Genomic DNA, 25982 nt, shown 5'->3' with positions numbered 1-25982 from the left:
CATACAGCTTTAGATTATGATAGGAAAAACCCATCACATAAAGAATATACCGCCGTTAAAATACGGTCATATTCAAAAGTTTAGTATAGATAAACACTGTAGAGTGTTATTCCTCTTCTCAGTGCTTAATTAATGATTTGTTTATTAGCATAATAGTCAGACCAAGAATATAGTTGCCAGTCCCAGAAAGATGAAAAAACCACCGGTATCTGTGATGGCGGTGATCATAACACTCGATCCGATAGCCGGATCACGCCCCATCCGAGCCATGGTCATCGGGATAATAACCCCCATGAGTGCTGCCATCAGCAAGTTAAGGATCATGGCTAATGTCATCACCCCTCCCATTGCCGGATCGCCATAGAGCAGATAGGTTACTACCCCCATAATCCCGCCCCATACCAGACCATTAATCAGCGCTACGCCCAATTCTCTGAACATCAGGAAGGTCACGTTACCTTGTTGAATATGGTGTAATGCCAACGCTCGGACAATCATGGTAATGGTTTGATTACCGGTATTGCCGCCAATACCGGCCACAATCGGCATTAATGCTGCCAGAGCCACTAATTGTGAGATGGTGTCCTCAAATAAGCCGATCACGCGTGAGGCAACAAATGCCGTACAGAGGTTGATTGCCAGCCATGACCAGCGGGTGCGAACCGCGCGGCCTACCGGGGAGAACACATCTTCTTCCGGGCTTAAGCCCCCCATGCGTCTTAGGGTGGTGTCGCTCTCTTCGTTGACCACATCAACAATCTCTTCGATGGTCAAACGACCCATCAGTTTGCCTTTGGCATCAATTACCGCGGCACTGATTAAGTCATAACGTTCAAAAGCACCGGCAGCATCCTCTGCTTTCTGTTCGGGTTGGAACGTGGTCGGGTTGCTATCCATCACCTCAAATACTTTAGCATCGGGCGCATTGAGCAGGATAGAGGTCAATGGTAACTCGCCAAGCAAGGTATTTTTGCGGTCAACCACAAAGATTTTATCCGTGGCATCGGGAATATTTTTCCGATAACGCAAATAGCGTTGCACGGCTGCCAGCGTAATATCGGCACGTACCGTCACCAGCTCGAAATCCATCATCTGACCGACAGTGTCACGGGCATATTGGATAACTTCCCGCACTCGGGCGCGCTGATCCGGGTCCAACGAGGTGAGCAGGCGGCCCATCAAATTACGTGGCAGGTATTCAGCCAAATAAGCCTGTTCATCGACATGCAAAGTGCGCATGGCCCTCAACAGGTCTTTATCACTCATCTCTTTAATCAGCGAATCCCACACTGTTTCAGAGACTTCAACCAGCGTTTGGCCGCGTTTCTCATTTTTGACCAACCGCCACAATGCCAAACGTTCGTCATGAGGCAACGCCTCCAGTAAGTCAGCAAGGTCGGCAGCATGCAGATCATCAAGTAGACTTCTGATTTCTAACGTTTGCTCGGACAGTTGTTCATCGCTGAGCTTTTCTTTCTCTTCCTGACGGCCAAGAATGCCATCAACCAAAGCCTTATTATTCAATAATAGAGAAAGTATCCGGTTGCGTATTTCAGCCAGTTTTTTCGTATTATTTTTAGTTTTATTCTTTATAACGGCAGAAATTGGCACAGGAATAATCGGCACTGGCATAGTGTGTCCTTAATTCGAAAACGACCCTTTGCCCCTGAAGTCGTAGGGATAGGCACTAAAACATTAACGACAAAACATCTAGGGGCTGAGATCGCTCTCATGGGGGCCAGGTGGTTCGCCTTCTACAGTCAGTTCAAGTTGCTGTGACTGCCTGCGCTCCTGATGATGGGAAATAGAAGCGACCGCCGCATACAATAAACGGCCAAACAGAATGAGAAAGCTCACCAGTAGGATTATTTTTGTTAGCTGTGCTGTTGGCCGTCTTCTCATCATTTACCTTCCTACCCTTCGCTCTTGGCGTTGCAGCGTTGTTTGTCACAATTAATGTTAGCTGCTCTCACTACTCGCCCCATCCATGGGCCTCGCCTCGTTGAGGCCGCTGCAAGCAGCGTTCAAATCTGCTCTCGGCAGATTTGTCACCCGAATCACTGACGAGAGTCAGCTCATCGGGATTGATTCTGATTACTCTTTGACGGTAACCACATCCGCTGCTTCTGGTTCTTCTTCTTCAATGATCAGCTTCCAGCCTACTACATCATCCCAGTATGCCTGCTCACGCTCAAAATCCAGTTGTACCAGATTATTTTGTGTCAGATAACCGACGGGGAAACGTAATGTCCAATGGCTATCGTCAGTTATCAAACGCAGACTCTCTGGCGTGGTAGTCGACTGACGCTGATTATTCAGTAACGTACTCAAACGTAATAACTGAATTAACGGTAAATAATACTTTTTCTTGAATAAATTTAAACGCGGTAATTCATCCAGCTTGATGCCTTTACGATGCATTCGTACCAACGTTGCCAGCAGCAGTTGTTGCTCCTGATTAAAGCCCGGTAAGTTGGTGTTTTGCAGGATATAGGCAGAATGGCGGTGCATCCCACTGTGATTAATACTCAGACCCACTTCGTGCAACATTGCCGCCCATTTCAACAATGCTTCAAGCTGCGGCTGCACCAACTTGGTGTTCTGCGCTAACCACTGGGTATAAAGTTGTTCGGTTGTTTCCAGCACTCGGCGGGCTTGTTCGCGGTCAATATTATAGTGTTCCGCCAGGCTTTTTGCCGTGCGTTGACGAATATCCTGATGGCGGAAACGGCCTTCCATCTCATACAGCACGCCTTCGCGCAGCGCGCCGTCGGATAAGCGTAACTCTTTGACTGCTAACGCATCAAATACCCCACACAAGATAGCCAAGCCTGGTACAAATACCGACTGGCGATCTTCTGATAATCCCGGCAGGCTCAGGGCTGAGAAGTGTTTGAATTGTAACACTTGCTCAACCAGCATTTCGAGGCGCTCTGGTGTTATCAAACCGTCTTTTTCGCCCATTTCCACTAACACTTCATAGGTGGCCTTAATGGTACCGGATGCCCCCAGCGCATATTGCCAACCCTGAATGCGGTATTGCCATGCCAGATTTTCCAGTTTCTGTGCTGCCGCAAGACGGGCACGTTTGAAATTGGCCTTACTTATCTCACCGTGTGGGAAGAACTGCTGGGCAAAACTCACGCACCCCATACGGCGACTCTCTACCAACAGAGGCTCAAAATCTTCACCAATAACTAACTCTGTTGAACCCCCACCAATATCAATGACCAGCTTGCGGCCTTTTTCCGGCTGAGTGTGTTCGACGCCCATAAAAATCAGACGGGCCTCTTCTTGGCCGGAAATGATTTCGATCGGATACGGAATAACCGCCGCCGCCCGCTTGAGGAATGCCTCTGCGTTAGCAGCTTGGCGCAGCGAATGAGTGCCAACAATACACACATTATCAGGTGAGAAACCCTGCAAGCGTTCTGCAAACAGCGCCAAACAGGCTAAACCCCGTTCGATGGCTTCTTCGCTAAGCATGTTATTGTGGTCCAAACCATCAGCCAGATGTACGCGCTGCTTTAGGCGACCTAAAACCTGTAGCGCGCCGTTGACGACCCGGGCAATGACCATATGAAAACTGTTAGAACCCAAATCGATAGCTGCAATTTCCTGCGGCTTGGTGGTCGATGAACTGTTGGATAGCGGCATAGTTTTAGCTCGATGCGTCTGGTTGTTCCAGCGCTTTTAAATAATCATAGATGGCAATCTGTGCACGTACTTTGCGCCTATTACCACGCGGTACATAACGATTACTCAGTTCTTTATCAATATAACGGGCTTTTACCGTGTCGTTGAATAACAGCTCTAAAATATCTAGCACCCGTTGTTTTAATTTCGGATCCAGCAATGAGACCGCGACTTCAATACGGTAATCGATATTACGGGTCATCCAGTCAGCTGAAGAGAGATACACCAGTTTGTCGCCTTTATTCTCGAACACATAGACCCGGTCATGTTCCAAGAAACGGTCAACGATACTGGTGACCTGAATATTATCGCTGATCCCCGGCATATTGGGGATTAACGAGCACATGCCACGTACCAATAATCGGATTTTTACCCCAGCACTGGAGGCGCTATATAACCTATCTACCAGACCTTTATCTACTAAATTATTTATCTTCAGGGTAATACCGGCGCTTTCTCCGGCCTGAGCATGAATAATTTCCTGATCAATCAATTGATACAACATTAAGCGCGAGTTCTGCGGTGACACCATCAGATTATCGAATTTGACCGGGCGATAAGGATTTTCGATAAAGTTAAACACCCGCCGTACTTCATTGGTAATACGGGCATCAGCGGTCAGTAATGAGTAGTCGGTATAGATTCGGGCGGTCTTCTCATTGAAGTTGCCGGTACCGATATGGGCATAGCGCACGATCTCCTCGCCTTCAAGGCGGGAAATCAGGAATAATTTGGCGTGGATCTTCAGACCAGGTGCTGAGAAAATAACGTGTACACCAGCGGCGGTCAGGCTTTTGGCCCAGTGGATATTGGCTTCTTCATCAAAGCGCGCCTGTAACTCTACCACTACCGTGACTTTCTTGCCGTTATGGGCGGCATGGATCATCGATTCTATGATGCGTGAATCCTTGGCGACCCGATAAATATTGATTTTAATCGCTAATACGCTGGGATCGAAAGAGGCTTGACGCAGTAATTCCAATACGTGTTCAAAGGTGTGATAAGGGTAATACAGCAGGACATCTTGTTCACGGATAGCATCAAAGCCATTGCGGAATTTATCAAACCAAATATGGCGCAGGCGCGGCATTGGCCGGTTAACCAGATTGCTTTTGCCCACATTCGGGAAGCTGATAAAGTCTTTGAAGTTATGGTAACGGCCACCTGCAATAACCGAGTCATCATTAGAGATACCCAATTTATTGCGCAGTAATTCCACCATCTCATCGGGCATATCACGTTGGTAAACAAAGCGCACCGGCTCTGCCGTCAGGCGCTGTTTAAGGCTCGACGACATCAGCTCCAGCAGGCTGGATTCCATTTCAGTGACCAAATCATATTCGGCATCACGGGTCATCTTCATGGAGTAGGCGTTTAGCGCATCGTAATCAAAGAAGCCTTTAAAAATCTCATCGAGGCAAAATCTCAATATATTATCAAGTAATATCATTGGCTTGCGGCGGCGAGGTGCTTCTGGTGGCAAATTGACAAAACGCGGGACTTTATCTGAAGGAATCTCCAGCAGGGCATAGGCAATTTCCTGCCCGCGGATAATCTCCACCGCTAGATAGGTGTAATCGTCTTTTAAGAACTGCACCAGGTTGGTGTCATGGTTAATCAAGATCGGCGTAATGTGTTGGCGCAGATGCTGTTTAAAATAGATTTTTAGCCAGGCTTGCTGATTTTCGGAAATCTGCCGTTCATTAATCAGGAAGATCTGATTACGCGCCATTTCCAGTAAAAGATCATTATATAACCCATCAAATTCTTGATCGGCTTTCACCACTTTGCTCTGAATTTTTTTCAGCAAATGGCGAGAGGTCACGGCAGAGCCTTGCTCTTCGCTGATCAAAATGCGCCGTTTCAGATCGGCAAATCGGACTTTATAGAATTCGTCCAGATTATTGGAGTAAATGCCAAGAAATCGCATCCGCTCGATGAGTGGATTGCTCTTATCTGCTGCTTCCTGCAATACCCGCTCATTAAAAGATAACCAGCTAAGTTCTTTTTCGATGTAGAGCTTTTCCTGACCCATTGCAACTCCAGTAAGATTATTGTGGGAGTATTTAGTGTCCTCAATCATTATTGCGAAAGTTTGACAAGAAAGTCCAACAGATATCATTAGTTAACTTTGTCCGTTAAACCTTATACCCAATCGATCTTAAGTTGCAGGAAAGCGGCAAGTAACAGACAGATTGGTCAAAGACGGGTTTGAGCAACACACCTGCATTTTGAAAGATGGTGGGTATAAAACATTGTCATGCAAACGCCACAAAAGTGACATAAGATGCTCGGTCATCTGGCGGTATAGATATACGCTTGGATTGATAATAGTAGACGGGGCATGGGGCAATCGAAGAGTATGCAGCGAACAGGCAAAGCAACACCATCAGGGAGAGATAAGCGCCGGGCTGCCATTGATCGTTTAGTGCACATGGCGGTGACGAGTAGTGGCTTGTTAGTGCTGCTGACACTGATGTTGATTTTCGTTTACCTATTGTATGCCGTATTACCGTTGTTTAAACCGGCCTCTATCAGTTTGCATAATCAGTTCGCTGTCACTCGCAGTGCGCCGACGGCCGCGCTGGGTATTGATATTCAAGGGCAGATCGGATATCGCATTGATAATCAAGGCTATGGCTACTTTATTCGGCTCAATGCACTGGGGGCATCCCCAGCAGGTAGTCTGATAAGCGAACAGCGGTTATCGCCCCCACCGGTATCAATCAGCCGTGCAGCCAATGGGCAACCTTTGTATGGCGTTGGCCTGAGCAATGGCCGTCTTACTCTACTGCAACCCGATTTCTCAGCCACACCGCCACGCTGGCAATTTCCGCTGGGTGAACAGCCGCGTTTTATGGATTTGAAAGGCCAACGCTTGCAGCATTTGGTGCTGGCTGAACCGCAACCACAGCAATTTACCATTGCCGCCGTTACCGATGATGGCCGCTTGCTGGCAGGGACGTTTACTGCCCAAGGGCAGCAGGTTACTGAACTGACGGATGTGCCGAAAACGGTCAGTCAACTGTTATTGGCACCTGACGGGCGTTTGCTCTATCTGTTATCCGGCCAGCAGTTATCTATCTATCAATTTGGCCCAGAACTGAAATTGCGTGAAACTGTGTCGTTACTGGATGACCAGCATGCGTCTGATGGGCCATTGACCCTCTCTTTGCTACCAGGTGGCAAGTCGTTGCTGGTGCAAGCGCCGGGCGGCGTAATCAGCCAATGGTTTGATGTGCAGAAAGGGCCGGATAATCAATTTCACTTGACGCGCATACGCAGTTTCACTCCAACAGGTAAGGGCTTATTGACCACGGAGCGCGCGCGTCGGGTCTTTGCCTCATTATCGCCACAAGGCGAGCTATCACTCTTCTCCAGTATCCAGTCAACGCCTTTGCTGCAACATAAATTAGCTGACGGCGTTACCGACGCCGCGTTCTCCCCTTGGGGCGATAGTTTGCTGCTTGAGAATGCTGCCGGTTGGTCTACCTATCAATTGGACAATCGCTATCCAGACATTGGCTGGCGTAGCTTGTGGCAACGGGTGTGGTATGAGAATTACCCTGAGCCAGCCTATGTTTGGCAATCAAGCTCGGCCGAAGAAAGCTATCAGGCTAAATTCAGCTTGGTACCGATTATTTTCGGCACATTAAAGGCGGCCGCCTATGCCATGTTATTCGCCGTTCCATTAGCCTTGGCGGGGGCAATTTATACGGCCTATTTTATGTCGCCAGGTTTGCGGCGAGTGGTTAAACCGGCCATTGAGATGATGGGGGCATTCCCAACCGTGGTTATAGGTTTGATTGCTGGTATTTGGTTGGCTCCGGTAATTGAACATTATCTGACGGGAATTCTGCTACTTCCGCCGCTGTTGGCGCTGGCTATTTTATTGTGTGGCTGGGGGAGTAGTTGTCTGGTGGAAAAGACACAATGGCGGTTACCTGCGGGCTGGGACGTGATTGTGCTGTTGCCGGTTATCCTGCTGACCGGTTGGTTCGCATTATGGTTGGGACCACAACTGGCGCAGTGGGTGCTAGGAGGGCCGTTACATGAGTGGTTGGGTGACAACTACTCTCAACGTAATGCGCTGGTGGTCGGTGTCGCCATGGGGTTTGCTCTGATCCCGGTCATCTTTTCGCTGGCAGAGGATGCACTATTCAGTGTGCCGCCGTCACTCAGCCAAGGCTCATTGGCACTAGGGGCGACCCCGTGGCAGACGTTAACCCGGGTCATTCTGCCCTCAGCCTACGCTGGTATCTTCTCTGCACTGATGATTGGTTTTGGCCGTGCGGTGGGGGAAACCATGATTGTGCTCATGGCGACCGGCAATACACCCATTATTGATGGCAGCATTTTTCAGGGGTTACGGGCGATGGCCGCCAATATCGCTATCGAGATGCCGGAAGCGGTCGTCGGTAGCGGCCACTATCGGGTGCTATTCCTGACCGCACTGGTGCTGTTTTGCTTCACTTTTTTAGTCAATACACTGGCCGAGGCTATTCGTCTGCGGTTGCGTGAACGCTATCAGATGGAGCGGACGGCGTGATGAACATTAAGCCTAATGTGTCTGGCGTGACCAAAAAGTGGTTTGCATCGGGTTCCCCGTGGATCTGGCTAACCGCTAGTGCTGTCAGTATCAGCCTGCTGGCGTTGCTTGGGATCATATTATTGTTGGCAGGCCAAGGGATGCGATATTTCTGGCCCGCCCCGGTCTATCTGTTTGAGCTTAAGCAAACGGCGGCAGGCCCGGTCAAAATGATTGGTGAAATTTATCAACAGCAGACGCTGTCACGTCAGCAATTAGAACAAGCCGGCGTGATGTTACCGTCGCAGGCCGGTGAGACAGTAACCCGCTATTTGATTAAAACCGGTAACCGTGAGATTCAGGGTCAGGATTTCCATCGCCTGCTAGACAGTGATATCCAGCAACGCACTTTGCCTAAAGATCTGCTGGTGCTGGATCGCCAAAACAATGGTACGGCATACGGTTTCCTCGCTGGCATGTTGGATAACGGCCAACCGTTAGTGGGCAATGATTTGGCTCAGGAACTGCAAAAACGTATTCCTGTGATACAAGGTCTGGTCAAGCGCGCGCAGGATATTCAGTTCCGCCAAATGAATATGCTCAATCAACAGTTTGAGGCGTTGCGGCTAGAGAAGAAACGGCTACAAATGAATGGCGACCTTGACAGTAAATCGCAGGACCGTATCGAGGCGGAGTGGGGGGCGCTGCAACGTAGCCATCAAGCCATGATGGAAACATTACGCGGGCTACAAACCGAGCAAAGTCGCTACACGCTGTTATTGCGCGACATGAATGGGCAAATCCACCCACTGTCACTTAGCCAGATTAACCGCGCCTGGTATCCCAATGACATGACTTTCGGGCAAAAACTACATCATTGGGCAGCACAAACTCAGAAATTCCTGACCGATAATCCGCGCAATGCCAATACCGAGGGCGGTGTGTTCCCAGCGATTTTTGGTACGGTACTGATGGTGATATTGATGTCTATCGTGGTCATGCCATTAGGGGTGATTGCTGCGGTGTATTTACATGAATATGCCGGCAAAAACTGGTTGACCCGAATGATCCGTATTTCTGTGGTGAATCTGGCTGGGGTGCCCTCTATTGTTTATGGCGTGTTTGGCCTCGGTTTCTTTGTCTATCTGATTGGTGGATCACTGGATAAACTGTTTTACCCAGAGGCGCTCCCCAACCCGACATTCGGTACCCCTGGCGTTTTATGGGCGGCGTTAACGCTAGCGCTGCTGACGTTACCAGTGGTGATTGTTGCCACCGAGGAGGGGCTATCGCGCATTCCAACCAGCTTGCGGCAAGGCTCGCAAGCGCTGGGAGCCACTAAGGCCGAGACATTGTGGCATATTGTGTTACCGATGGCGGCACCGGCGATGATTACCGGGCTTATTTTGGCGGTGGCACGGGCTGCGGGGGAAACCGCGCCGCTGATGCTGGTAGGGGTGGTGAAATCAGCGCCGCTCTTGCCGGTCGATGGTATCTTCCCGTTCCTGCATTTAGAACGTAAGTTCATGCATTTGAGCTTCCAGATATACGATATGGCATTTCAAAGCCCCAATGTGGAAGCGGCTCGCCCATTAGTCTTTGCCACAGCTCTGCTGCTGGTGATCATTGTGGTCGGCCTTAATTTAGCGGCTATTGGTATTCGCCATCATTTGCGTGAAAAATATCGAGGTTTATTGTTGTGACTGAACTTTTTAACCCGCAGGACGAAATATGGGACTTTTGACGCCAGATTCGCTGCCGCTGCTTGATGTGCAGCAATTGACCGACGAGCAAACAGCGCTGGCGGTCGAAAAGCTCAATTTATTTTATGGTGACAAACAGGTGTTGCACGATATTTCATTTAATGTGCCTAAGCACCGTGTTACTGCGCTGATTGGCCCGTCTGGTTGTGGTAAATCTACCTTATTGCGCTGCTTTAACCGCATGAATGATTTGCTGGATAACTGCCATCTTGAGGGTGAAATCCGGCTAGGTAGTGAAATTATCACCGATAAAACCACTGACGTTGCCGCATTGCGTCGGCGGGTTGGCATGGTGTTTCAGCGGCCCAACCCATTCCCTAAGTCAATTTATGAGAATGTGGTATATGGCCTGCGCTTGCAGGGGATTCGTGACCGTCGGGTGCTTGATGATGCTGTTGAGCGCTCATTGCGGGCCGCAGCATTGTGGCATGAAGTGAAGGACCGGTTGCGGGAAAATGCCTTTCGCCTCTCCAGCGGCCAGCAGCAGCGCTTGGTCATCGCCAGAGCCATTGCTATTGAACCTGAGGTGTTATTGCTCGATGAGCCGACATCCGCTCTGGACCCAATATCCACCCTAACCATCGAAGAGTTGATAACCACACTCAAGCAGCAGTACACAGTGGTACTGGTCACCCATAATATGCAGCAGGCGGCGCGGGTCTCGGATTACACCGCCTTCATTCATCAAGGGAGCCTGGTGGAATATAACGATACCGATGCGTTGTTCACTTCACCGCGTCAGCGCCGGACGGAAGATTATATTACCGGGCGTTACGGTTGAACATTTAGCGCCAGTACAGCAGTTTCTAAGGTGTTTGCTTTATTTATCAATTGCGATTTAAGTTTACACTTTCATGTGCCGCTCGTTATTTAGGTGACTATTGAATGGAAGCGTTAAGTGAAAGAGCTATTGATAACTCAGCCTGATTTTATGGAGACATTTAGTTGTGTCGGCACAGCATGTCGCGAACACTGCTGCAAAGGCCAAAATGTCACGCTTGATAGAAATCGTTATCAAAAATACATTAAAAGCCCTTACGCAGAAATTAAACGTATTGCCATTAACCAGATTTCTGTTACTCAAGCCAGCCTTGCCTCTTGGGCCAATATTCACCCAGATAGTCAGGGGAATTGCCCCTTTCTTGATGAACAACGGTTATGTCAAATTCACAAACATGCCGGCGCTCATGCACTGAGTCACAGTTGCGCAACTTTCCCCCGCGTTGAACATGTTTATAAAAATCAGAAAATTAAAAGTATGTCACTCTCTTGCCCTGAAGTAACCCGGCAGGCGTTATTTTCCGATGACGCGCTAACGTTGCGTTTTTCTACTATCAACCAATATGACTATTACAAAGCACCGGATATTGTTATTGAAGAGCGGTTGGTTAATCGCGCTTGTGCGGCAATTGCAGCCAGCCAGCAACCGAATATTGAAGAAAATCTTTGGGCGATAAATTGTTTATTACATAATTATCAAGCCTGGGATGACGTGAGTAAAATTAAAATGGTTGAGATAGACAACCTGCGCACTGAACTTATCGCCACCATGATGGTGGGGCAAGCAGCCCATGAACTGGCTGCGGCGAAGAGAGAGCCGACTATCGGTGATGAGCGATTAAATTTCTTGGCTGATTTTATTGCACAACTGGCTGATATTCGGGGGCGAAATACGCTGGCGGCTTATGCTCAACCGTTGCTGAGCTATGCCACTAATGACCTGATTGAGCAAAATAATAATAAGCAACAATTAAACAATGCATGGCAACAGTATGCATTGCCCTTTTTTACCAAATACCCGTCAGTATGGCGCAATTATTTTCTGTTACGCATTCATCATGACCAATTGGCGATGGGGGATGATCAAGCGGCGGTTACAGTATTTAATCTACAAGCTATAGATTTCTTCTATTTGAAAGCACTCATTTCAGCCTATGCCAGCCAGCATGGGGAGCTAACCGAAGATGACGTGATTGGTATTATCTATTCTTATCATGCGTGTCGGGAATCCACGGACAGCTCAAGCCAGAAATTTAAACAAGACGTTATGGCTTGGGCGCTAAAAGAAGATTTTTCATTATTATCGTTGTTGGCGTGAAATAGTATTTAACTTAGTGGCGGATTGTGTCGTTTGTTATCTGTAAATTATCAGTAACTAATAGGGATCTATTCAGTGAAGGAATTACAGATTATCCAACCTGAATTCGTTAAGAATTTCAGTTGTATTGGGTCAGACTGCCGTGACCACTGTTGCAGTGGTTGGAGTATCAGTCTCGATAAAAACACCTACCGAAAATATAAAAATAGCCAAAACCAAAGTATTAGAAACATAGCAGTTAAGAATATTATAGTTACGCGCACAAACCCATCCAATTGAGCTTAAATACGCCTTAAAAGCGATGGCAACTGCCCTTATCTTGATGAGTCTCGTCTGTGTGAAGTTCATAAACGTTTGGGGAGTGAGGCGCTTAGTCATACTTGTTCGACATATCCACGCGAAAACCATCAGTACAAGACAGAACAATTTAATACTCTGACACTTTCCTGCCCAGAGGTTACCCGGTTGGTATTGTTTAATCCGCATGCATTTACTCTGCATGAGGAGACCGTCTACCAAAAACAGTATTTCAATAATAGAAAAATGAATACTGAAGGGCAATTTATTCACTATTATTGCAACCAAATAGTGGCCATGCCGAATGATAATTTTGAAGAGAATATTTATGCGGTTCATGTGTTTATCCACTGTTGTAAAAGTATCGATAGTACGGTTGATGATAAACCACAGATGATATTTGAGTTATATAAGACTATTCGATCCAAGTTGGCGGCTGGGGATATACTAAAAGAAGTCGTGGCAATCCCTTTTAATGCTAATGCACGCTGGCACTTTCTGATTATGTATCAGGAGTATACAGTTAGAACTATGAATTTTAGAGGACATAAAACGCTATTTAATTATATGGCTTTTCTCATTCATCATTTGATGAATGAAGTAGATATTAACCAACTAGAAGAACGTATGGCTATGTTAAGCGCTACCTGGAATGACAGAGTTATGCCGTTGCTTAACCAACACCCCCATATTCTACGTAATTTTTTTCAGTATAATTTCTACCATAATCAGTTTGCACTTAGTAAAACTGATGATATTGATAAGGACTTTCATTCCTACGTTATCGATTTTTTTATTATAAAATCAGTTATCAGTGCATTTGTAATACACAATGGCACGTTGAGTGAAGATGATATCATTAATATCGTCTATTCATACAGTATCTTTAAGCTGCACAAGAGTAATGCTCAAAGTATCCTGTTATCGAACATAGATAAAGTTAATGAAAGTGATGATTTTTCTTTACTGAATATGTTGAATTGATATTGGGGCCAACTGAACTGGCCCCAGCGGATTAAGCACTCTTTATCGATGGTGTTTTATATTTAGCCAAATATTGTGGCTGGAAAATGCACATACGAATTACAGTACGGTATTCACCATTGATAAAGAACTCTTGCTTTAATTCACCCTCTATTTCAAAGCCTAATTTTGTATAGATATGGATGGCTTTTTGATTTTCTTTATCAACAATCAGATAAAGTTTGTACAAATTCAGTACCGAAAAACCATATTCCATCGCCAGTCTTGCGGCAGCCCCTGCATGGCCTTGACCCTGATGAGCCGGATCGATAATTATCTGAAACTCAGCACGGCGGTGAATATGGTTAATTTCAACTAACTCCACCAGACCGACTTTTGTCCCCTGGCTTTCAATAATAAAGCGGCGCTCACTCTGGTCATGAATATGTTTATCATACAGATCAGACAGTTCAACAAAGGCCTCGTAAGGCTCTTCAAACCAATAGCGCATCACGCTGGCATTGTTATCTAACTGGTGAACAAACGGCAAGTCATCCCGTTCTAGTGGGCGTAACCTGACGCTGTTAGTGGTAGACATGCTTATTCCTCATTGGCGACAGCGGTTGCTGCCTTAAAAATTATACTATTAGCACTGGAGGTTAGCACAGGGGAATTAAAAAAGGCGCTAACCATAAATGGCCGCGCCTCTAATCAATATTTATTAACTTATTTTATTCAGCCGCGTAGCCTTGCGCAGGTAAGCGTTTACCATCCAGCCATGCTGAATTATCACGCATAGCAAGACGGCCATCGGTAAACCAACTGACTACCAGCGGATAAATGCTGTGTTCCTGAGTTTGTACTCTTTCGACCACATCCTCTTCGCTATCCTCACTAAAAATCGGTACTTTGGCTTGCAGAATAACCGGGCCGCCGTCCAGTTCTTCAGTAACGAAATGCACCGAGGTGCCATGCTCCTGATCACCGTTTTCCAGTGCCTGACGATGAGTATGCAGACCGGGGTATTTCGGCAACAGTGACGGATGGATATTTAACATCCGGCCAGCATAGTGCTGAACAAACTCCGCACTGAGAATGCGCATATAACCGGCTAACACCAGTAAATCAGGTTGATAGTGATCAATGGCTTGCGCCAATGCCAAATCAAAACTGGCGCGATCCGCATAGGACTTGGCATCCACTGCATGGTGGGGAATACCCGCCAATTCAGCACGTTCCAACCCATAAGCATCAGGGTTATTACTGAACACGGCACTGATGGTGCCTGAAATACGCCCTTGTTGTTGGGCGTCGATCAACGCTTGTAGATTACTGCCCTGGCCGGAGACCAAAACCACTATCTTTTTCATATACCCTTCGTACTTGAAGCTGCGGGGTGTTGGCTGCGCGCATTACTCGGCCCATCCGTGGGCCTCGCCTCGTTGAGGCCGCTGCAAGCAGCGTTGAAATCTGCTCCCGGCAGATTTGTCACCTGAATCACGGACTTGAGTCAGCTCATCGGGATTTTGAAGCTGCAGGCTGAGTCAGCAATGTTATGGATTGATGATGACTTGATCTGCACCGTCAGTCGCCGCCGCAATCACACCGATTTTCCAGGCTTTCTCACCGGATGCGGTCAGTAACTCAACGGCAATATCAGCCAGTTCTGCCGGGAGCGCAACAACCATGCCGACACCACAGTTAAAGGTACGATACATTTCGTGGCGGCTGACATTGCCGGCTTGCTGCAACCAACTAAATACCGCAGGCCACTGCCAGCTAGCTTCGTCGATAACCGCTTGAGTCCCTGCGGGTAATACCCGTGGGATGTTTTCCCAGAAGCCGCCGCCAGTCAGATGAGCAATAGCATGAATATCAAGCTGCTCAATCAGGCTGAGAATGGATTTAACGTAGATTTTGGTCGGTTCCAGCAAATGGTCAGCCAGCGATTTACCATCCAACTGAGTTTGCTCAGGATTGGTGTTGCTGACTTCCAGAATTTTGCGTACCAGTGAATAACCATTGGAATGCGGGCCGCTGGCACCTAAGGCAACCAACGCATCACCCGGTGTCACTTTGCTGCCATCAATGATTTCAGACTTTTCAACTACACCAACGCAGAAACCGGCAACGTCATAATCTTCACCGTGGTACATCCCCGGCATTTCTGCGGTTTCGCCGCCAACCAGTGCACAACCTGATTGTTTACACCCTTCGGCGATACCGGTAATCACACTGGCGGCAGTATCCACATCCAGTTTACCGGTGGCAAAGTAGTCAAGGAAGAACAGCGGTTCAGCACCCTGAACCACCAGGTCATTGACACACATGGCCACTAAATCGATACCAATGGTATCGTGGCGTTTCAGGTCCATCGCCAGGCGCAGCTTAGTGCCTACGCCGTCGGTGCCTGAGACTAAAATAGGTTCACGGTATTTTTGTGGCAAAGCACACAGGGCACCGAACCCGCCCAATCCACCCATCACTTCTGGGCGACGAGTTTGTTTAACCACACCTTTTATGCGATCAACAAGGTCATTACCGGCATCGATATCTACGCCTGCGTCTTTATAGCTGAGAGAGGTTTTGTTGGTCACAGCGAGGTCCCCACGGCGGTTGGCTGTTTGAGCTTATATCCTTCATACTTGAAGCCGCAAGAGGGCTCGCTGCACGAACTTATCCAAATCACTGACTTAGTCAGCTCATCGCAGTTCGCTTGCTGGCAGCCTACCTGCAACGCCAATTACTTTGGCTATAGGAAGAAAACGCGACAATTCTAACAGCGCAGGCAAACGTTTGCGAGTAGCTTGTGATATCACGCTGATTTTTAGCTTTCTTGACTTAAGATTGATTTTCTATTGATCTGAATCAGGCTATTCATTGTGGCGTTCAAAAAAAAAGGCGGTATAATCTCGCGATTTTTTTGGCCGTCAACCGCCTAACCAGGAGAAAAATAATGAAGATCGTTGAGGTGAAACACCCGCTAGTAAAACATAAACTTGGTTTGATGCGTGAGAATGATATCAGCACGAAGCGTTTTCGCGAGTTAGCGTCTGAAGTAGGGAGTTTGCTGACTTACGTGGCAACCGCCGATCTGGAAACTGAGAAAGTCACCATTGAGGGTTGGAACGGGCCGGTAGAGATTGAACAGATTAAAGGTAAGAAAATTACGGTGGTGCCGATCCTACGTGCTGGTTTAGGCATGATGGAAGGGGTGTTGGAAAATATACCGAGTGCCCGCATTAGCGTGGTGGGTGTCTATCGTGATGAAGAGACACTAAAACCGGTACCGTATTTCCAGAAACTGGTTGCCGATATTAACGAACGTATGGCGTTGGTTGTTGACCCTATGCTGGCAACCGGTGGTTCGATGATTGCGACTATCGATTTGCTGAAGAAAGCCGGCTGCCAGAGCATTAAAGTGTTGGTATTGGTTGCCGCACCGGAGGGTATCAAAGCGCTAGAAGAAGCGCATCCAGACGTAGAGCTGTATACCGCCGCCATCGATCAGTGCCTGAACGAACACGGTTATATCATTCCAGGTTTGGGTGATGCCGGGGATAAGATTTTCGGAACAAAATAACTGATGATAGCCGACTCGATAGTCGGCTTTTTTTTGAATAACTTTTAGCATAATCATTTTTAAACACACCATTAAGAGGATAGAGAAATGAGCCGTCGCACCATCGGTGTCAGCGAGCGTCCACCGCTGCTCCAGACGATCCCCCTGAGTTTTCAACATTTGTTCGCCATGTTTGGTGCCACCGTTTTAGTTCCTATTCTATTTAAAATTAACCCGGCCACGGTGCTGCTGTTCAACGGTATCGGAACCTTGCTCTATCTGTTTATTTGTAAGGGAAAAATCCCGGCTTACCTCGGCTCAAGTTTTGCGTTTATCTCACCGGTACTGCTGCTATTGCCCTTGGGATACGAAGTTGCCTTGGGTGGTTTTATCATGTGCGGCGTGCTGTTTTGTCTGGTGGCGCTGATTGTGAAAAAAGCCGGAACGGGTTGGCTGAATGTGCTGTTCCCGCCCGCGGCGATGGGGGCGATTGTTGCCGTTATCGGCCTTGAGTTAGCTGGCGTTGCTGCGGGTATGGCCGGATTATTGCCCGCCCAAGGTGTGACAGTAGATTCAACCACTATTATCATTTCAATGGTGACGTTAGGGGTAACCATTCTGGGATCGGTGCTGTTCCGTGGCTTCTTCGCCATTATCCCTATCTTGATCGGTGTGTTGGTCGGTTATGCTTTGTCATTCGTGATGGGGGTGGTTGATTTAACCCCGATTAGTCAGGCCCATTGGTTTGCCTTACCGACGTTTTATACCCCACGTTTTGAATGGTTCGCTATTTTAACCATCTTGCCTGCGGCGCTGGTGGTTATTGCCGAGCATATTGGGCACTTAGTGGTCACGGCGAATATTGTGAAAAAGGATTTGATTCGTGACCCTGGTCTGCATCGCTCGATGTTTGCCAACGGTATTTCGACGGTGATTTCCGGCTTCTTTGGCTCAACCCCCAATACCACGTATGGTGAGAATATCGGTGTTATGGCGATCACCCGTGTTTACAGTACTTGGGTGATAGGTGGCGCGGCGATTCTGGCGATCATGCTGTCTTGTATCGGTAAATTGGCTGCTGCCATTCAAGCGGTGCCAGTACCGGTGATGGGCGGTGTTTCACTACTGCTGTACGGTGTTATTGCCGCATCAGGTATCCGCGTGCTGATCGAGTCAAAAGTTGACTATAACAAAGCACAAAACCTGATCTTAACCTCCGTTATCCTGATCATCGGGGTGAGTGGCGCGAAAGTGAACATTGGCGCAACCGAACTGAAAGGCATGGCTTTGGCAACGGTTGTGGGGATTGGCTTGAGCTTGCTGTTTAAAGTGATCAGTCTGATTCGCCCTGAAGAAGAGATTATTGACGCCCAGGAAGACGAGTCCACACGTTAATATCGGTGCAATAAAAAGTGATATCTGGCCGGGCAGTTATTGTGGGTTCGGCCAGTTTTTCGCTTCAGATCAGGTTTTTATGCTGTTGTTAATTTTTGTGGTAAGCTTGCCACGTTTTCCCGCCCGTTTTGTTGGTTGAGGTGCTTCTGAATACGCCGGCACAGCTTTCACTGCCACTCTATCTTCCCGATGATGAAACTTTTGCCAGTTTTTATCCGGGGGAGAACCCGTCCCTGTTAGCGGCGATCCAGTCCACTGTTCATCAGTCCCACGGCAGTTATATCTATTTTTGGTCGCGCGAAGGCGGTGGCCGGAGCCATCTATTACATGCAGCTTGTGCGGAGTTATCGCAAAAAGGCGAGGCGGTAGGCTATGTCCCGCTCGATAAACGTGCCTATTTTGTACCCGAAGTATTAGATGGTATGGAGCAGTTGGCGCTGGTTTGTATTGATAACATTGAGTGTATCGCGGGCGATGAGCAGTGGGAAATGGCGATCTTTAATCTCTATAACCGCATTGTTGAAACCGGCCGTACCCGTTTATTGATTACCGGTGATCGCCCACCACGGCAATTAAATCTCGGTTTGCCTGATTTAGCTTCACGCCTGGATTGGGGGCAGATCTATAAATTGCAGCCGTTGTCGGATGATGAAAAATTGCAGGCTTTACAGTTACGTGCCAAATTGCGTGGTTTTGAATTACCCGAAGACGTCGGCCGTTTCTTGCTAAAACGGTTGGATCGGGAAATGCGCACACTGTTTATGACCCTGGATCAACTTGATCGGGCCTCTATCACCGCCCAGCGTAAGCTCACCATTCCTTTTGTAAAAGAAACTCTTAGCCTTTAATCCCCTTCCTTTGGCAAGTGGTAGGGGGCGCTGCGTTGGTGACTCGGTCCTTCCATCGGCCTCGCTTCGATACGCAGCGTTCAATCATGGGTTGCAATCAAGTTACGGTAAAATCTCAAGCACCTGCTCAGGCGGGCGGCCGATACGTGCCTGGCCGTTATAAACCACAATTGGGCGCTCGATAAGTTTTGGATTATCGCTCATCGCTTGCAGTAACTGATCCTGAGTCAGTGTCTCATCTGCCAAATTCAGTGTTCGGTAGAGATCTTCTTTGGTGCGCATAAGCTGCCGCGCGTCATGAAAGCCGAGTTGTTGCAGTAACGCTTTTAACCCCGCCACAGACGGTGGATTGTCTAAATATAATATGACCTGTGGCTGAATCCCCTGCTGTTCAACCAGCGCGAGGGTTTCCCGGCTTTTAGAGCAGCGTGGATTATGATAAAACGTGACATCTTTCATGATAAATTTCCTTAAGACTTCTGGTATTTCTGGAAGCGCTTATCTAGCTGGCGTAACTGGTCAATGCGCGCATCATAACGCGCCTGTTCCAGACTCCCCAATTTCACCCGAGCACTGGCATCGCTGAGCAGGCCGATGGCCTGTGGCAATTTGCCGCTCAAAGCCAGGCTCTCTGCCCGAGCAGCCAGTTCCTGATCACGTAAACCCAGTGCAGCTGCTGCCTGGGCTAACAGATCCCAGCCATTAGGGTCGTTTGGATTAGCAAAGGTGTAGCGATTTAGTATCTTGACTGCTGCCGCCGGTTGGCCACCTTGGACATAAGCGTTGGCCAGGTTCAATTGCAACACCGGCTCATCATTTTGTTTAGCGGTTGCCGCTTGCAGGCGGGCAATGGCGGCGGCGGCTTTGTTTTGCCCCAGATCGATATCAGTCATCAAATCAAGGAACCAAATATTGCCCGGTTGTTGCGCTAACAGGGGCTGTAACAGATTGCGGGCTTCATCGTACTTTTTGGCCTGATACCATAAAATGGCCTGACCGTATTTGGCCGCCAATTGCTCGCGCACCGTGCCTTTACTCAATGTTTCCAGCAGGTCTGGCGTGAGGCTGTTCTCAGTTGAGCCATACATGCCCAGAATACGAACTTTGGCGAATAAGTAATCTTGTGATGACGCGATAGGGTGCGGTTTCATCTGATTAGCACGGTTACGCGCATCAGATAAACGGCTATCTGGTAAGGGGTGAGTCAGCAGCATTTCCGGTGGTTTTGATGTATATCGTGACTGATCGGCTAATTTTTGCAGGAAGTTAGGCATGGCCTGCGGATCAAACCCCGAACGCTGTAATACCTGAATACCTATACGGTCAGCTTCCTGTTCGTTGCCTTGAGTAAAGCTGATGACGCCTTGTTGAGCGCCTGCTAACGTGCCGCTCAAACCCGCCATCCCTGCTTGTGGGCTGGCCATGGTTAACAGAATAGAACCTAGTACCCCGACCCACGTCAGCGGCGCCATTCTTTGCTGTTCTTCCATCGCGCGCGCCAGATGGCGTTGAGTCACATGAGATATTTCATGTGCTAATACAGATGCTAGTTCACTTTCGTTTTCGGTATAGCGGAACAGGGCAGAGTGGAGCACCACATTGCCACCGAAGAAAGCAAAAGCGTTAATTTGATCGTTATTCACTAAATAGAAATGAAACGGCGTACGTACTGAGTAGGCATTGGCGACCAGCCGATTACCCAGCGTATTGATATATTGAGTCAATAGCGGGTCATAAATCAGCGGTGTGCTGGCGCGCATTTGGCGGACATAAAAATCCCCCATTGCCTTTTCCTGATCGATACTCAAAGTGGCACCCGCAGAGGTACCAATATCGGGCAGCAGGTCTTGTGTCTCAGCGCTGGCAGGTATTGTGCCAGTGAGCAGCAAGCTACTGAGTAGTGTGGCGATCATTGTCTTACTTAACCGACCTGTTTTAGTTAACCGATAAGTCATAAACGAGGCTGCCCTTGCTAATGTAATGACAATTAGACTCCGAGATGTGTAAGAGTTCTTCTTCCTTACTCTACTCTCCAGTACAATTGGGTATAGATCACATAAATAGCATCAAATACGTCAAAGGTTAAGCTCAACATCCGTGCTGAGGCCCGCAACTATCTTAGCCAGCATGTGGAGATAAGGGAACGTCTGACGAAAACAATTTACCTTCGTTATGTCCCTGCATGTCGGGGCGGTTAAAGGGATCGACTAATTTGTCGATCTCTCATGGCACTTAAGGAGCAATTACGGATGCTAGAGCTGTTGTTACAGTGGTATCGTCGGCGTTTTACCGACCCGCAGGTTATCGCTTTATTGGTTATTCTGTTGGCTGGATTCTGCATTCTCTACTTCTTCAGTGGCATTTTGGCTCCTCTGCTGGCGGCGATCGTGTTGGCGTATTTGTTAGAATGGCCAACCGCCCGATTACAACGTATTGGTTGTTCGCGCCCATGGGCGGCCAGTATCGTACTGGTGATTTTCGGTGGTATCACACTACTGGCGGTATTTGTTGTGGCGCCAACGGTGTGGCAACAGGGCAATAATCTGATATCAGATATGCCGAAAATGCTTAATAAATTCAATGCGTTTGCTCAGACATTACCTTCGCGTTATCCCGCGCTGGTGGATGCCGGCATTGTCGATATGATGGCAGAAAATCTGCGAAGCAAGCTGTCGGGGATGGGGGAGTCCGTGGTTAAAATCTCTCTCGCTTCATTGATAGGTTTACTGACATTGGCAATTTATTTGATTCTGGTGCCACTGATGCTGTTTTTCCTGCTCAAAGATAAAGAGCAGATGCTGAATGCAGTACGGCGTATTTTACCGCGTAATCGCGGTCTGGCTGGACAAGTCTGGCTGGAAATGAACCAGCAGATAACCAATTATATTCGTGGCAAAGTATTGGAGATGGTGATTGTTGGCATCGCCACGTATTTAGTGTTCTTTGTTATGGGTATGAATTACGCGCTGTTATTGGCGGTGTTAGTCGGCTTCTCGGTACTGATCCCTTATATTGGCGCAGTGATTGTCACTATTCCAGTAGTGTTGGTGGCGTTATTCCAGTGGGGGGTTGGGGCCGATTTCTGGACACTTTTTATCGCCTATCTGGTAGTACAAGGGCTGGATGGTAACTTGCTGGTGCCGGTACTGTTCTCTGAGGCCGTAAACCTACATCCTTTGGTGATTATTCTGTCAGTGATCATTTTTGGCGGCATGTGGGGCTTTTGGGGGGTATTCTTTGCCATCCCGTTAGCTACGCTGGTGAAAGCGGTTATTCATGCCTGGCCGGAGGAGTTTATCCCCGACGCAGATTAACTTATACTCGTCATACTTCAAGCTGCATCTGCGTTGGCTGCCTTCGTTCACCCCAGTCACTTACTTATGTAAGCTCTTGGGGCTTCACTTAGTTGCCGCCTTCCTGCAACTCGAATTATTTAGAGTATATGAAGATATGACGAATAAAAAAGAGCGTTTGAGCGCTCTTTTTTTGCTCTTCTGACTAACTAATCACTCAGGCACTTTGGCGCAAGTAATCCACTACGATATCGTGGTGGTTGGTGGTTTTGAAATTATCAAACACATGCTCCACCTTACCGTCGGCATCAATTAAGAAACTGATACGGTGGATACCATCGTAGGTTTTACCCATAAAGCTTTTTTCGCCCCAGACACCAAACTGCTCTGCGACCTGATGATCTTCATCAGACAGCAATGTGAAGTTCAGTAGCTCTTTTTCAGCGAAACGTGACAGCTTTTCAGGTTTATCGGTACTAATACCGAGCACTTCGACACCCGCTTTCTTCAATTCATCCATGTTGTCGCGCAGACCGCAGGCCTGAACAGTACAGCCTGGTGTCATGGCTTTAGGGTAGAAGTAGACCAAGACACGTTGTCCCTGGAAGTCGGCCAAACTAATCTGCTCGCCATCTTGGTCGGGCAAACTAAACTTCGGCGCTATATCACCGGCTTTCAATGGGCTCATTACTAACTCTCCATTCGTGAGTCATGCTGTGGATAGTTCACAACGCTAATACTGCCTTGCGCGTTGAGTTCTGTACATAGCTGATAAAAAGCGTGTTCAATTATCGAACTGTTTTGGCTGGCGGGACTGTGCGCACTAATCTGGATATGCAACCGAGGGGGGTTGCCGCCTTCAGCCGGCTGAGTTTTGGAAACCAACTCGGCGATATTCATATTGTGACAATGAAACAAGTTGGTAAACCGTTCAATAATATGGGGGGAGTCATTGACTTCAACTTTTACCCATACTGTGGCAGGCATTGCTTTTTGGTCCTGAGCGTTGGTTCGCTTCATCACAATTAGCAAATCAAGCTCTGCCCCTTTTTGCGGTAAGGTGGACTCCAGTAGGGTAATCGCATTCCAACTGCCTGAAAGCAGCATAATAAATGTGAACTCCTCACCGAACATGGCTAGCCGGCTATCTTCAATATTACAACCGCAGCTACTGACATGGCGGGTGATGGTATTCACGATTCCTGGGCGGTCAGCACCCAGTGCGGTAATGACCAGATAATGTTCATCAAGCTGCGGCAAAATCGCTCTTCCTGTCATGCTCTTTGGGGTTACCATGGTAAACATAAAAAAAACCTGCTGCCAAGCGCTTACAACACAGTTGTTTGCTTGCTTTTGGATAGAGGTCAAAAGTACCATGAGGAACTTGTTTAAGGAGGGGGTGGGCAATGTTTACGGGAAGTCCAATGTTTACAGGAAGCATAGTTGCACTGGTAACGCCGATGGACGACAAAGGTGCGGTCGATCGTGCAAGCCTGAAGAAACTGATTGATTACCATGTAACCAGTGGTACTGCGGCGATTGTCTCCGTGGGCACAACTGGTGAGTCTGCAACACTGAACCATGACGAACATGTCGATGTGGTCATGCAGACGCTCGAACTGGCCGACGGCCGAATCCCAGTCATTGCCGGAACCGGCGCTAATGCCACCTCCGAAGCAATTTCTCTCACCCAACGGTTTAATAATACCGGTGTGGTGGGATGTTTGACTGTCACGCCATATTATAATCGGCCAATGCAGGAAGGGTTATATCAACACTTCAAAGCGATTGCTGAAAGTACCGATTTGCCACAAATTCTCTATAATGTGCCTTCGCGTACCGGTTGCGATATGTTACCGCCGACCATTGCTCGCTTAGCCAAAATTAAAAATATTGTTGCTGTTAAAGAAGCAACAGGGAACTTAAGTCGGGTTAGTCAGATCCAAGTGCTGGTTGATGATGAAGATTTCATCCTGCTCAGTGGTGACGATGCGAGCGGACTGGACTTTATGCAACTGGGCGGTAAAGGGGTTATTTCGGTGACAGCTAACATTGCTGCGCGCGAAATGGCTGAACTTTGTGCCTTGGCTGCACAGGGTAACTTTGCAGAAGCACGCCGTTTGAATCAGCGCTTGATGCCGTTGCATCAGCATTTATTTGTAGAAGCAAACCCAATTCCGGTGAAATGGGCCGCGAAGAAGCTGGGATTAATGGCGAATGACACTCTTCGTCTGCCAATGACCCCACTGACTGACCCGGCTAAACGGATTGTGGAAGATGCGCTGAAAAGCGCTGGTTTGCTGTAACTCTTAGGGAAATTTGATGGCAATAACATTGCAAAAGTCGACGGTGGTAACGGTAGTGGGTGTTTCGTTGGCAATGCTGCTGGCAGGTTGCTCCACTGACCAACGCTACAAACGCCAGGTTGGCGGTGACGAGTCTTATCTTGAAGCTCCGGGGCTAAAGCCGCTTAACTCACCAGCAGGGATGATTCTGCCGATACAAAATGGTGAGTTTGATATCCGTTCCGTCAACTCTCAAGGTGCTGTGGGCAAACAGTTGGACATCCGTCCTCCGGTACAACCACTGGCATTGCTTAGCGGTTCTCGCGCTGAAAATGCTAACGATACCAGCAAGCTATTGTTAGAGAATAGCCCGCAAAACCGTAATCTTTGGGCGCAAGTTACCCGCGTTCTACAGGATAAAAACTGGGCGATAGCCAGCCGTCAGGATGCCAGCCAAACGTTGACAACTGACTGGGTCAAATGGAACCGTGCAGATGAAGACGTGCAGTTTGAAGGCCGTTATCAGATAAGCGTGCAGGAGCAAGGTTATCAGTTGGTGTTAGTGGTGAAATCTCTTGCTTTACAGCAAGGTGGGCAACCGGTCACCAGCTATACCGAAATCCAGCGCTACAACGGTGCAATGCTGAATGCCATTATCGAAGGTCTGGATAAGGTGCGTTCTGATAGCGAAAGCAGTCAGGCTTCCCGTAAAGTCGGCACGCTAGATGTTCAAAGCGGCAGCGATGATACTGGTTTACCGCAACTGATTGTACGTGCCCCTTATGCTGTATTGTGGGAACGTCTGCCAGCCGCCCTTGAGAAGATTGGCATGAAGGTTACTGATCGTAGCCGCCCACAAGGTTCGATTAACGTTACCAATAAATCCATGAGTAGCGGCAGTTGGGATGCGTTGGGTGCCAAAGACCCTGAATTGCCAGAAGGCGATTATAAGTTACAGGTCGGTGATCTCGATAACCGCAGTAGCTTACAGTTCATCGGTCCGAAAGGGCATACTCTGACTCAGTCTCAGAACGATGCTCTGGTCGCGGTGTTCCAGGCAGCATTTAGCCAAACTGGTGCTACAAGTACCAAATAAAATCAAAGGGGCTTCGGCCCCTTTCCTTATTTATACCTAAAGTAACTGGAGTTACAGGACGGCGGCAAGTGAACAAATTCCGATGAACTTACATCGGTAAGTGATTCGGGTGAGCGAACGCGCTAACCCCTGCGGCTTCAAGCACGAAAGGTCTGTTT

General features: G+C 48.1%; 22 protein-coding genes. 11 read left to right on the top strand and 11 right to left on the bottom strand.

Going from position 1 to position 25982, the window contains the following annotated elements:
• Nucleotides 1-156: 156 nt before the first annotated feature.
• From mgtE to ppk1, 4 genes are all read right to left on the bottom strand, one after another.
• Nucleotides 157-1632, bottom strand: a complete 1476-nt coding sequence (gene mgtE / locus Q2T72_RS15930) for a magnesium transporter (protein WP_083163267.1) — start codon at nt 1630-1632, stop codon at nt 157-159.
• Between the two features lie 78 nt (nt 1633-1710).
• Nucleotides 1711-1902 (bottom strand): YfgG family protein, encoded by a 192-nt coding sequence (locus tag Q2T72_RS15925; protein ID WP_083164142.1) that lies wholly within the window; start codon nt 1900-1902, stop codon nt 1711-1713.
• Between the two features lie 192 nt (nt 1903-2094).
• Nucleotides 2095-3657, bottom strand: a complete 1563-nt coding sequence (gene ppx / locus Q2T72_RS15920; protein ID WP_083163269.1) for an exopolyphosphatase — start codon at nt 3655-3657, stop codon at nt 2095-2097.
• A 4-nt stretch (nt 3658-3661) separates the two neighbouring features.
• Entirely contained in the window at nt 3662-5731 is a 2070-nt protein-coding gene (ppk1, locus tag Q2T72_RS15915) for a polyphosphate kinase 1 (RefSeq protein WP_083163271.1), read from the bottom strand.
• A 327-nt stretch (nt 5732-6058) separates the two neighbouring features.
• Here ppk1 and Q2T72_RS15910 point away from each other — a divergent pair, with 327 nt between their 5' ends.
• The 5 genes from Q2T72_RS15910 (at nt 6059) to fliB (Q2T72_RS15890) (ending at nt 13366) form a co-directional block, all read left to right on the top strand.
• Complete coding sequence (locus Q2T72_RS15910) at nt 6059-8245, top strand: ABC transporter permease subunit (protein ID WP_083163273.1); 2187 nt, start codon at nt 6059-6061, stop codon at nt 8243-8245.
• A complete protein-coding gene (pstA, locus tag Q2T72_RS15905; RefSeq protein WP_372569906.1) occupies nt 8245-9927 on the top strand; it encodes a phosphate ABC transporter permease PstA in 1683 nt (560 codons plus the stop codon). Before Q2T72_RS15910 ends, pstA begins: the two co-directional genes overlap by 1 nt.
• Nucleotides 9928-9955: 28 nt before the next feature.
• The gene (pstB, locus tag Q2T72_RS15900) at nt 9956-10768 is read left to right on the top strand and encodes a phosphate ABC transporter ATP-binding protein PstB (RefSeq protein ID WP_083163277.1); all 813 of its coding nucleotides are present in this window, start codon (nt 9956-9958) and stop codon (nt 10766-10768) included.
• A 117-nt stretch (nt 10769-10885) separates the two neighbouring features.
• Nucleotides 10886-12085 carry a flagellin lysine-N-methylase gene (fliB, locus tag Q2T72_RS15895; protein ID WP_372569452.1) on the top strand — a complete coding sequence of 400 codons (1200 nt, stop codon included), beginning with the start codon at nt 10886-10888 and terminating at the stop codon, nt 12083-12085.
• A 285-nt stretch (nt 12086-12370) separates the two neighbouring features.
• Nucleotides 12371-13366: a flagellin lysine-N-methylase gene (gene fliB / locus Q2T72_RS15890; protein ID WP_372569905.1), complete on the top strand. Its 996-nt coding sequence runs from the start codon at nt 12371-12373 to the stop codon at nt 13364-13366.
• 31 nt (nt 13367-13397) lie between these two features.
• On the opposite strand, the gene speG is transcribed toward fliB (Q2T72_RS15890), so the two are convergent.
• From speG to purM, 3 genes are all read right to left on the bottom strand, one after another.
• Complete coding sequence (gene speG / locus Q2T72_RS15885) at nt 13398-13943, bottom strand: spermidine N1-acetyltransferase (protein WP_083163283.1); 546 nt, start codon at nt 13941-13943, stop codon at nt 13398-13400.
• Between the two features lie 133 nt (nt 13944-14076).
• Nucleotides 14077-14715 carry a phosphoribosylglycinamide formyltransferase gene (gene purN / locus Q2T72_RS15880; RefSeq protein ID WP_372569451.1) on the bottom strand — a complete coding sequence of 213 codons (639 nt, stop codon included), beginning with the start codon at nt 14713-14715 and terminating at the stop codon, nt 14077-14079.
• A 183-nt stretch (nt 14716-14898) separates the two neighbouring features.
• A complete protein-coding gene (gene purM, locus Q2T72_RS15875) occupies nt 14899-15942 on the bottom strand; it encodes a phosphoribosylformylglycinamidine cyclo-ligase (protein ID WP_083163287.1) in 1044 nt (347 codons plus the stop codon).
• Between the two features lie 359 nt (nt 15943-16301).
• Here purM and upp point away from each other — a divergent pair, with 359 nt between their 5' ends.
• The 3 genes from upp (at nt 16302) to hda (ending at nt 19150) form a co-directional block, all read left to right on the top strand.
• On the top strand, nt 16302-16928 hold the full coding sequence (gene upp, locus Q2T72_RS15870) for a uracil phosphoribosyltransferase (RefSeq protein ID WP_005183956.1): 627 nt from the start codon (nt 16302-16304) through the stop codon (nt 16926-16928).
• An 87-nt stretch (nt 16929-17015) separates the two neighbouring features.
• A complete protein-coding gene (uraA, locus tag Q2T72_RS15865; RefSeq protein WP_372569450.1) occupies nt 17016-18302 on the top strand; it encodes a uracil permease in 1287 nt (428 codons plus the stop codon).
• 140 nt (nt 18303-18442) lie between these two features.
• Nucleotides 18443-19150, top strand: a complete 708-nt coding sequence (gene hda / locus Q2T72_RS15860) for a DnaA inactivator Hda (RefSeq protein ID WP_032906019.1) — start codon at nt 18443-18445, stop codon at nt 19148-19150.
• Nucleotides 19151-19252: 102 nt separating this feature from the next.
• On the opposite strand, the gene arsC is transcribed toward hda, so the two are convergent.
• Nucleotides 19253-19609, bottom strand: a complete 357-nt coding sequence (gene arsC, locus Q2T72_RS15855; RefSeq protein WP_083163291.1) for an arsenate reductase (glutaredoxin) — start codon at nt 19607-19609, stop codon at nt 19253-19255.
• A gap of 11 nt (nt 19610-19620) precedes the next feature.
• Nucleotides 19621-21063 (bottom strand): M48 family metalloprotease, encoded by a 1443-nt coding sequence (locus Q2T72_RS15850; RefSeq protein WP_372559934.1) that lies wholly within the window; start codon nt 21061-21063, stop codon nt 19621-19623.
• 336 nt (nt 21064-21399) lie between these two features.
• On the opposite strand from Q2T72_RS15850, the gene Q2T72_RS15845 reads away from it, so the two are divergent.
• A complete protein-coding gene (locus tag Q2T72_RS15845) occupies nt 21400-22464 on the top strand; it encodes an AI-2E family transporter (protein WP_050084783.1) in 1065 nt (354 codons plus the stop codon).
• Nucleotides 22465-22660: 196 nt separating this feature from the next.
• Here the strand turns inward: Q2T72_RS15845 and bcp are convergent, their stop codons facing one another.
• Both bcp and Q2T72_RS15835 read right to left on the bottom strand, forming a co-directional pair.
• Nucleotides 22661-23131, bottom strand: coding sequence for a thioredoxin-dependent thiol peroxidase (gene bcp, locus Q2T72_RS15840; RefSeq protein WP_083163299.1), 471 nt, complete (start codon nt 23129-23131; stop codon nt 22661-22663).
• Nucleotides 23132-23133: 2 nt separating this feature from the next.
• Nucleotides 23134-23703 (bottom strand): glycine cleavage system transcriptional repressor, encoded by a 570-nt coding sequence (locus Q2T72_RS15835; RefSeq protein ID WP_083164144.1) that lies wholly within the window; start codon nt 23701-23703, stop codon nt 23134-23136.
• 164 nt (nt 23704-23867) lie between these two features.
• Between Q2T72_RS15835 and dapA the strand changes: the two genes are divergently transcribed.
• Nucleotides 23868-24749 carry a 4-hydroxy-tetrahydrodipicolinate synthase gene (gene dapA, locus Q2T72_RS15830; RefSeq protein ID WP_083163301.1) on the top strand — a complete coding sequence of 294 codons (882 nt, stop codon included), beginning with the start codon at nt 23868-23870 and terminating at the stop codon, nt 24747-24749.
• A 16-nt stretch (nt 24750-24765) separates the two neighbouring features.
• Nucleotides 24766-25824 carry an outer membrane protein assembly factor BamC gene (gene bamC, locus Q2T72_RS15825; protein ID WP_083163303.1) on the top strand — a complete coding sequence of 353 codons (1059 nt, stop codon included), beginning with the start codon at nt 24766-24768 and terminating at the stop codon, nt 25822-25824.
• Nucleotides 25825-25982: the final 158 nt, after the last annotated feature.

The sequence above is a fragment of the Yersinia sp. 2466 StPb PI genome (genome assembly GCF_041538325.1).
Classification (GTDB): Bacteria; Pseudomonadota; Gammaproteobacteria; order Enterobacterales; family Enterobacteriaceae; genus Yersinia; species Yersinia enterocolitica_E.
The sequence above is the reverse complement of the archived record's forward strand: the minus strand, read 5'-3'. Positions and strand labels throughout refer to the sequence as shown.

What these genes read in the sequence shown, in the direction of transcription:
- Q2T72_RS15850 (WP_372559934.1), bottom strand. Translation starts at nt 21,063, where the DNA reads ATGATCGCCACACTACTCAGTAGCTTGCTGCTCACTGGCACAATACCT.
- Q2T72_RS15845 (WP_050084783.1), top strand. Translation starts at nt 21,400, where the DNA reads ATGCTAGAGCTGTTGTTACAGTGGTATCGTCGGCGTTTTACCGACCCG.
- dapA (WP_083163301.1), top strand. Translation starts at nt 23,868, where the DNA reads ATGTTTACAGGAAGCATAGTTGCACTGGTAACGCCGATGGACGACAAA.
- ppk1 (WP_083163271.1), bottom strand. Translation starts at nt 5,731, where the DNA reads ATGGGTCAGGAAAAGCTCTACATCGAAAAAGAACTTAGCTGGTTATCT.
- bcp (WP_083163299.1), bottom strand. Translation starts at nt 23,131, where the DNA reads ATGAGCCCATTGAAAGCCGGTGATATAGCGCCGAAGTTTAGTTTGCCC.
- Q2T72_RS15925 (WP_083164142.1), bottom strand. Translation starts at nt 1,902, where the DNA reads ATGAGAAGACGGCCAACAGCACAGCTAACAAAAATAATCCTACTGGTG.
- mgtE (WP_083163267.1), bottom strand. Translation starts at nt 1,632, where the DNA reads ATGCCAGTGCCGATTATTCCTGTGCCAATTTCTGCCGTTATAAAGAAT.
- pstB (WP_083163277.1), top strand. Translation starts at nt 9,956, where the DNA reads ATGGGACTTTTGACGCCAGATTCGCTGCCGCTGCTTGATGTGCAGCAA.
- pstA (WP_372569906.1), top strand. Translation starts at nt 8,245, where the DNA reads ATGAACATTAAGCCTAATGTGTCTGGCGTGACCAAAAAGTGGTTTGCA.
- speG (WP_083163283.1), bottom strand. Translation starts at nt 13,943, where the DNA reads ATGTCTACCACTAACAGCGTCAGGTTACGCCCACTAGAACGGGATGAC.
- upp (WP_005183956.1), top strand. Translation starts at nt 16,302, where the DNA reads ATGAAGATCGTTGAGGTGAAACACCCGCTAGTAAAACATAAACTTGGT.
- arsC (WP_083163291.1), bottom strand. Translation starts at nt 19,609, where the DNA reads ATGAAAGATGTCACGTTTTATCATAATCCACGCTGCTCTAAAAGCCGG.
- purN (WP_372569451.1), bottom strand. Translation starts at nt 14,715, where the DNA reads ATGAAAAAGATAGTGGTTTTGGTCTCCGGCCAGGGCAGTAATCTACAA.
- uraA (WP_372569450.1), top strand. Translation starts at nt 17,016, where the DNA reads ATGAGCCGTCGCACCATCGGTGTCAGCGAGCGTCCACCGCTGCTCCAG.
- ppx (WP_083163269.1), bottom strand. Translation starts at nt 3,657, where the DNA reads ATGCCGCTATCCAACAGTTCATCGACCACCAAGCCGCAGGAAATTGCA.
- Q2T72_RS15910 (WP_083163273.1), top strand. Translation starts at nt 6,059, where the DNA reads ATGCAGCGAACAGGCAAAGCAACACCATCAGGGAGAGATAAGCGCCGG.
- bamC (WP_083163303.1), top strand. Translation starts at nt 24,766, where the DNA reads ATGGCAATAACATTGCAAAAGTCGACGGTGGTAACGGTAGTGGGTGTT.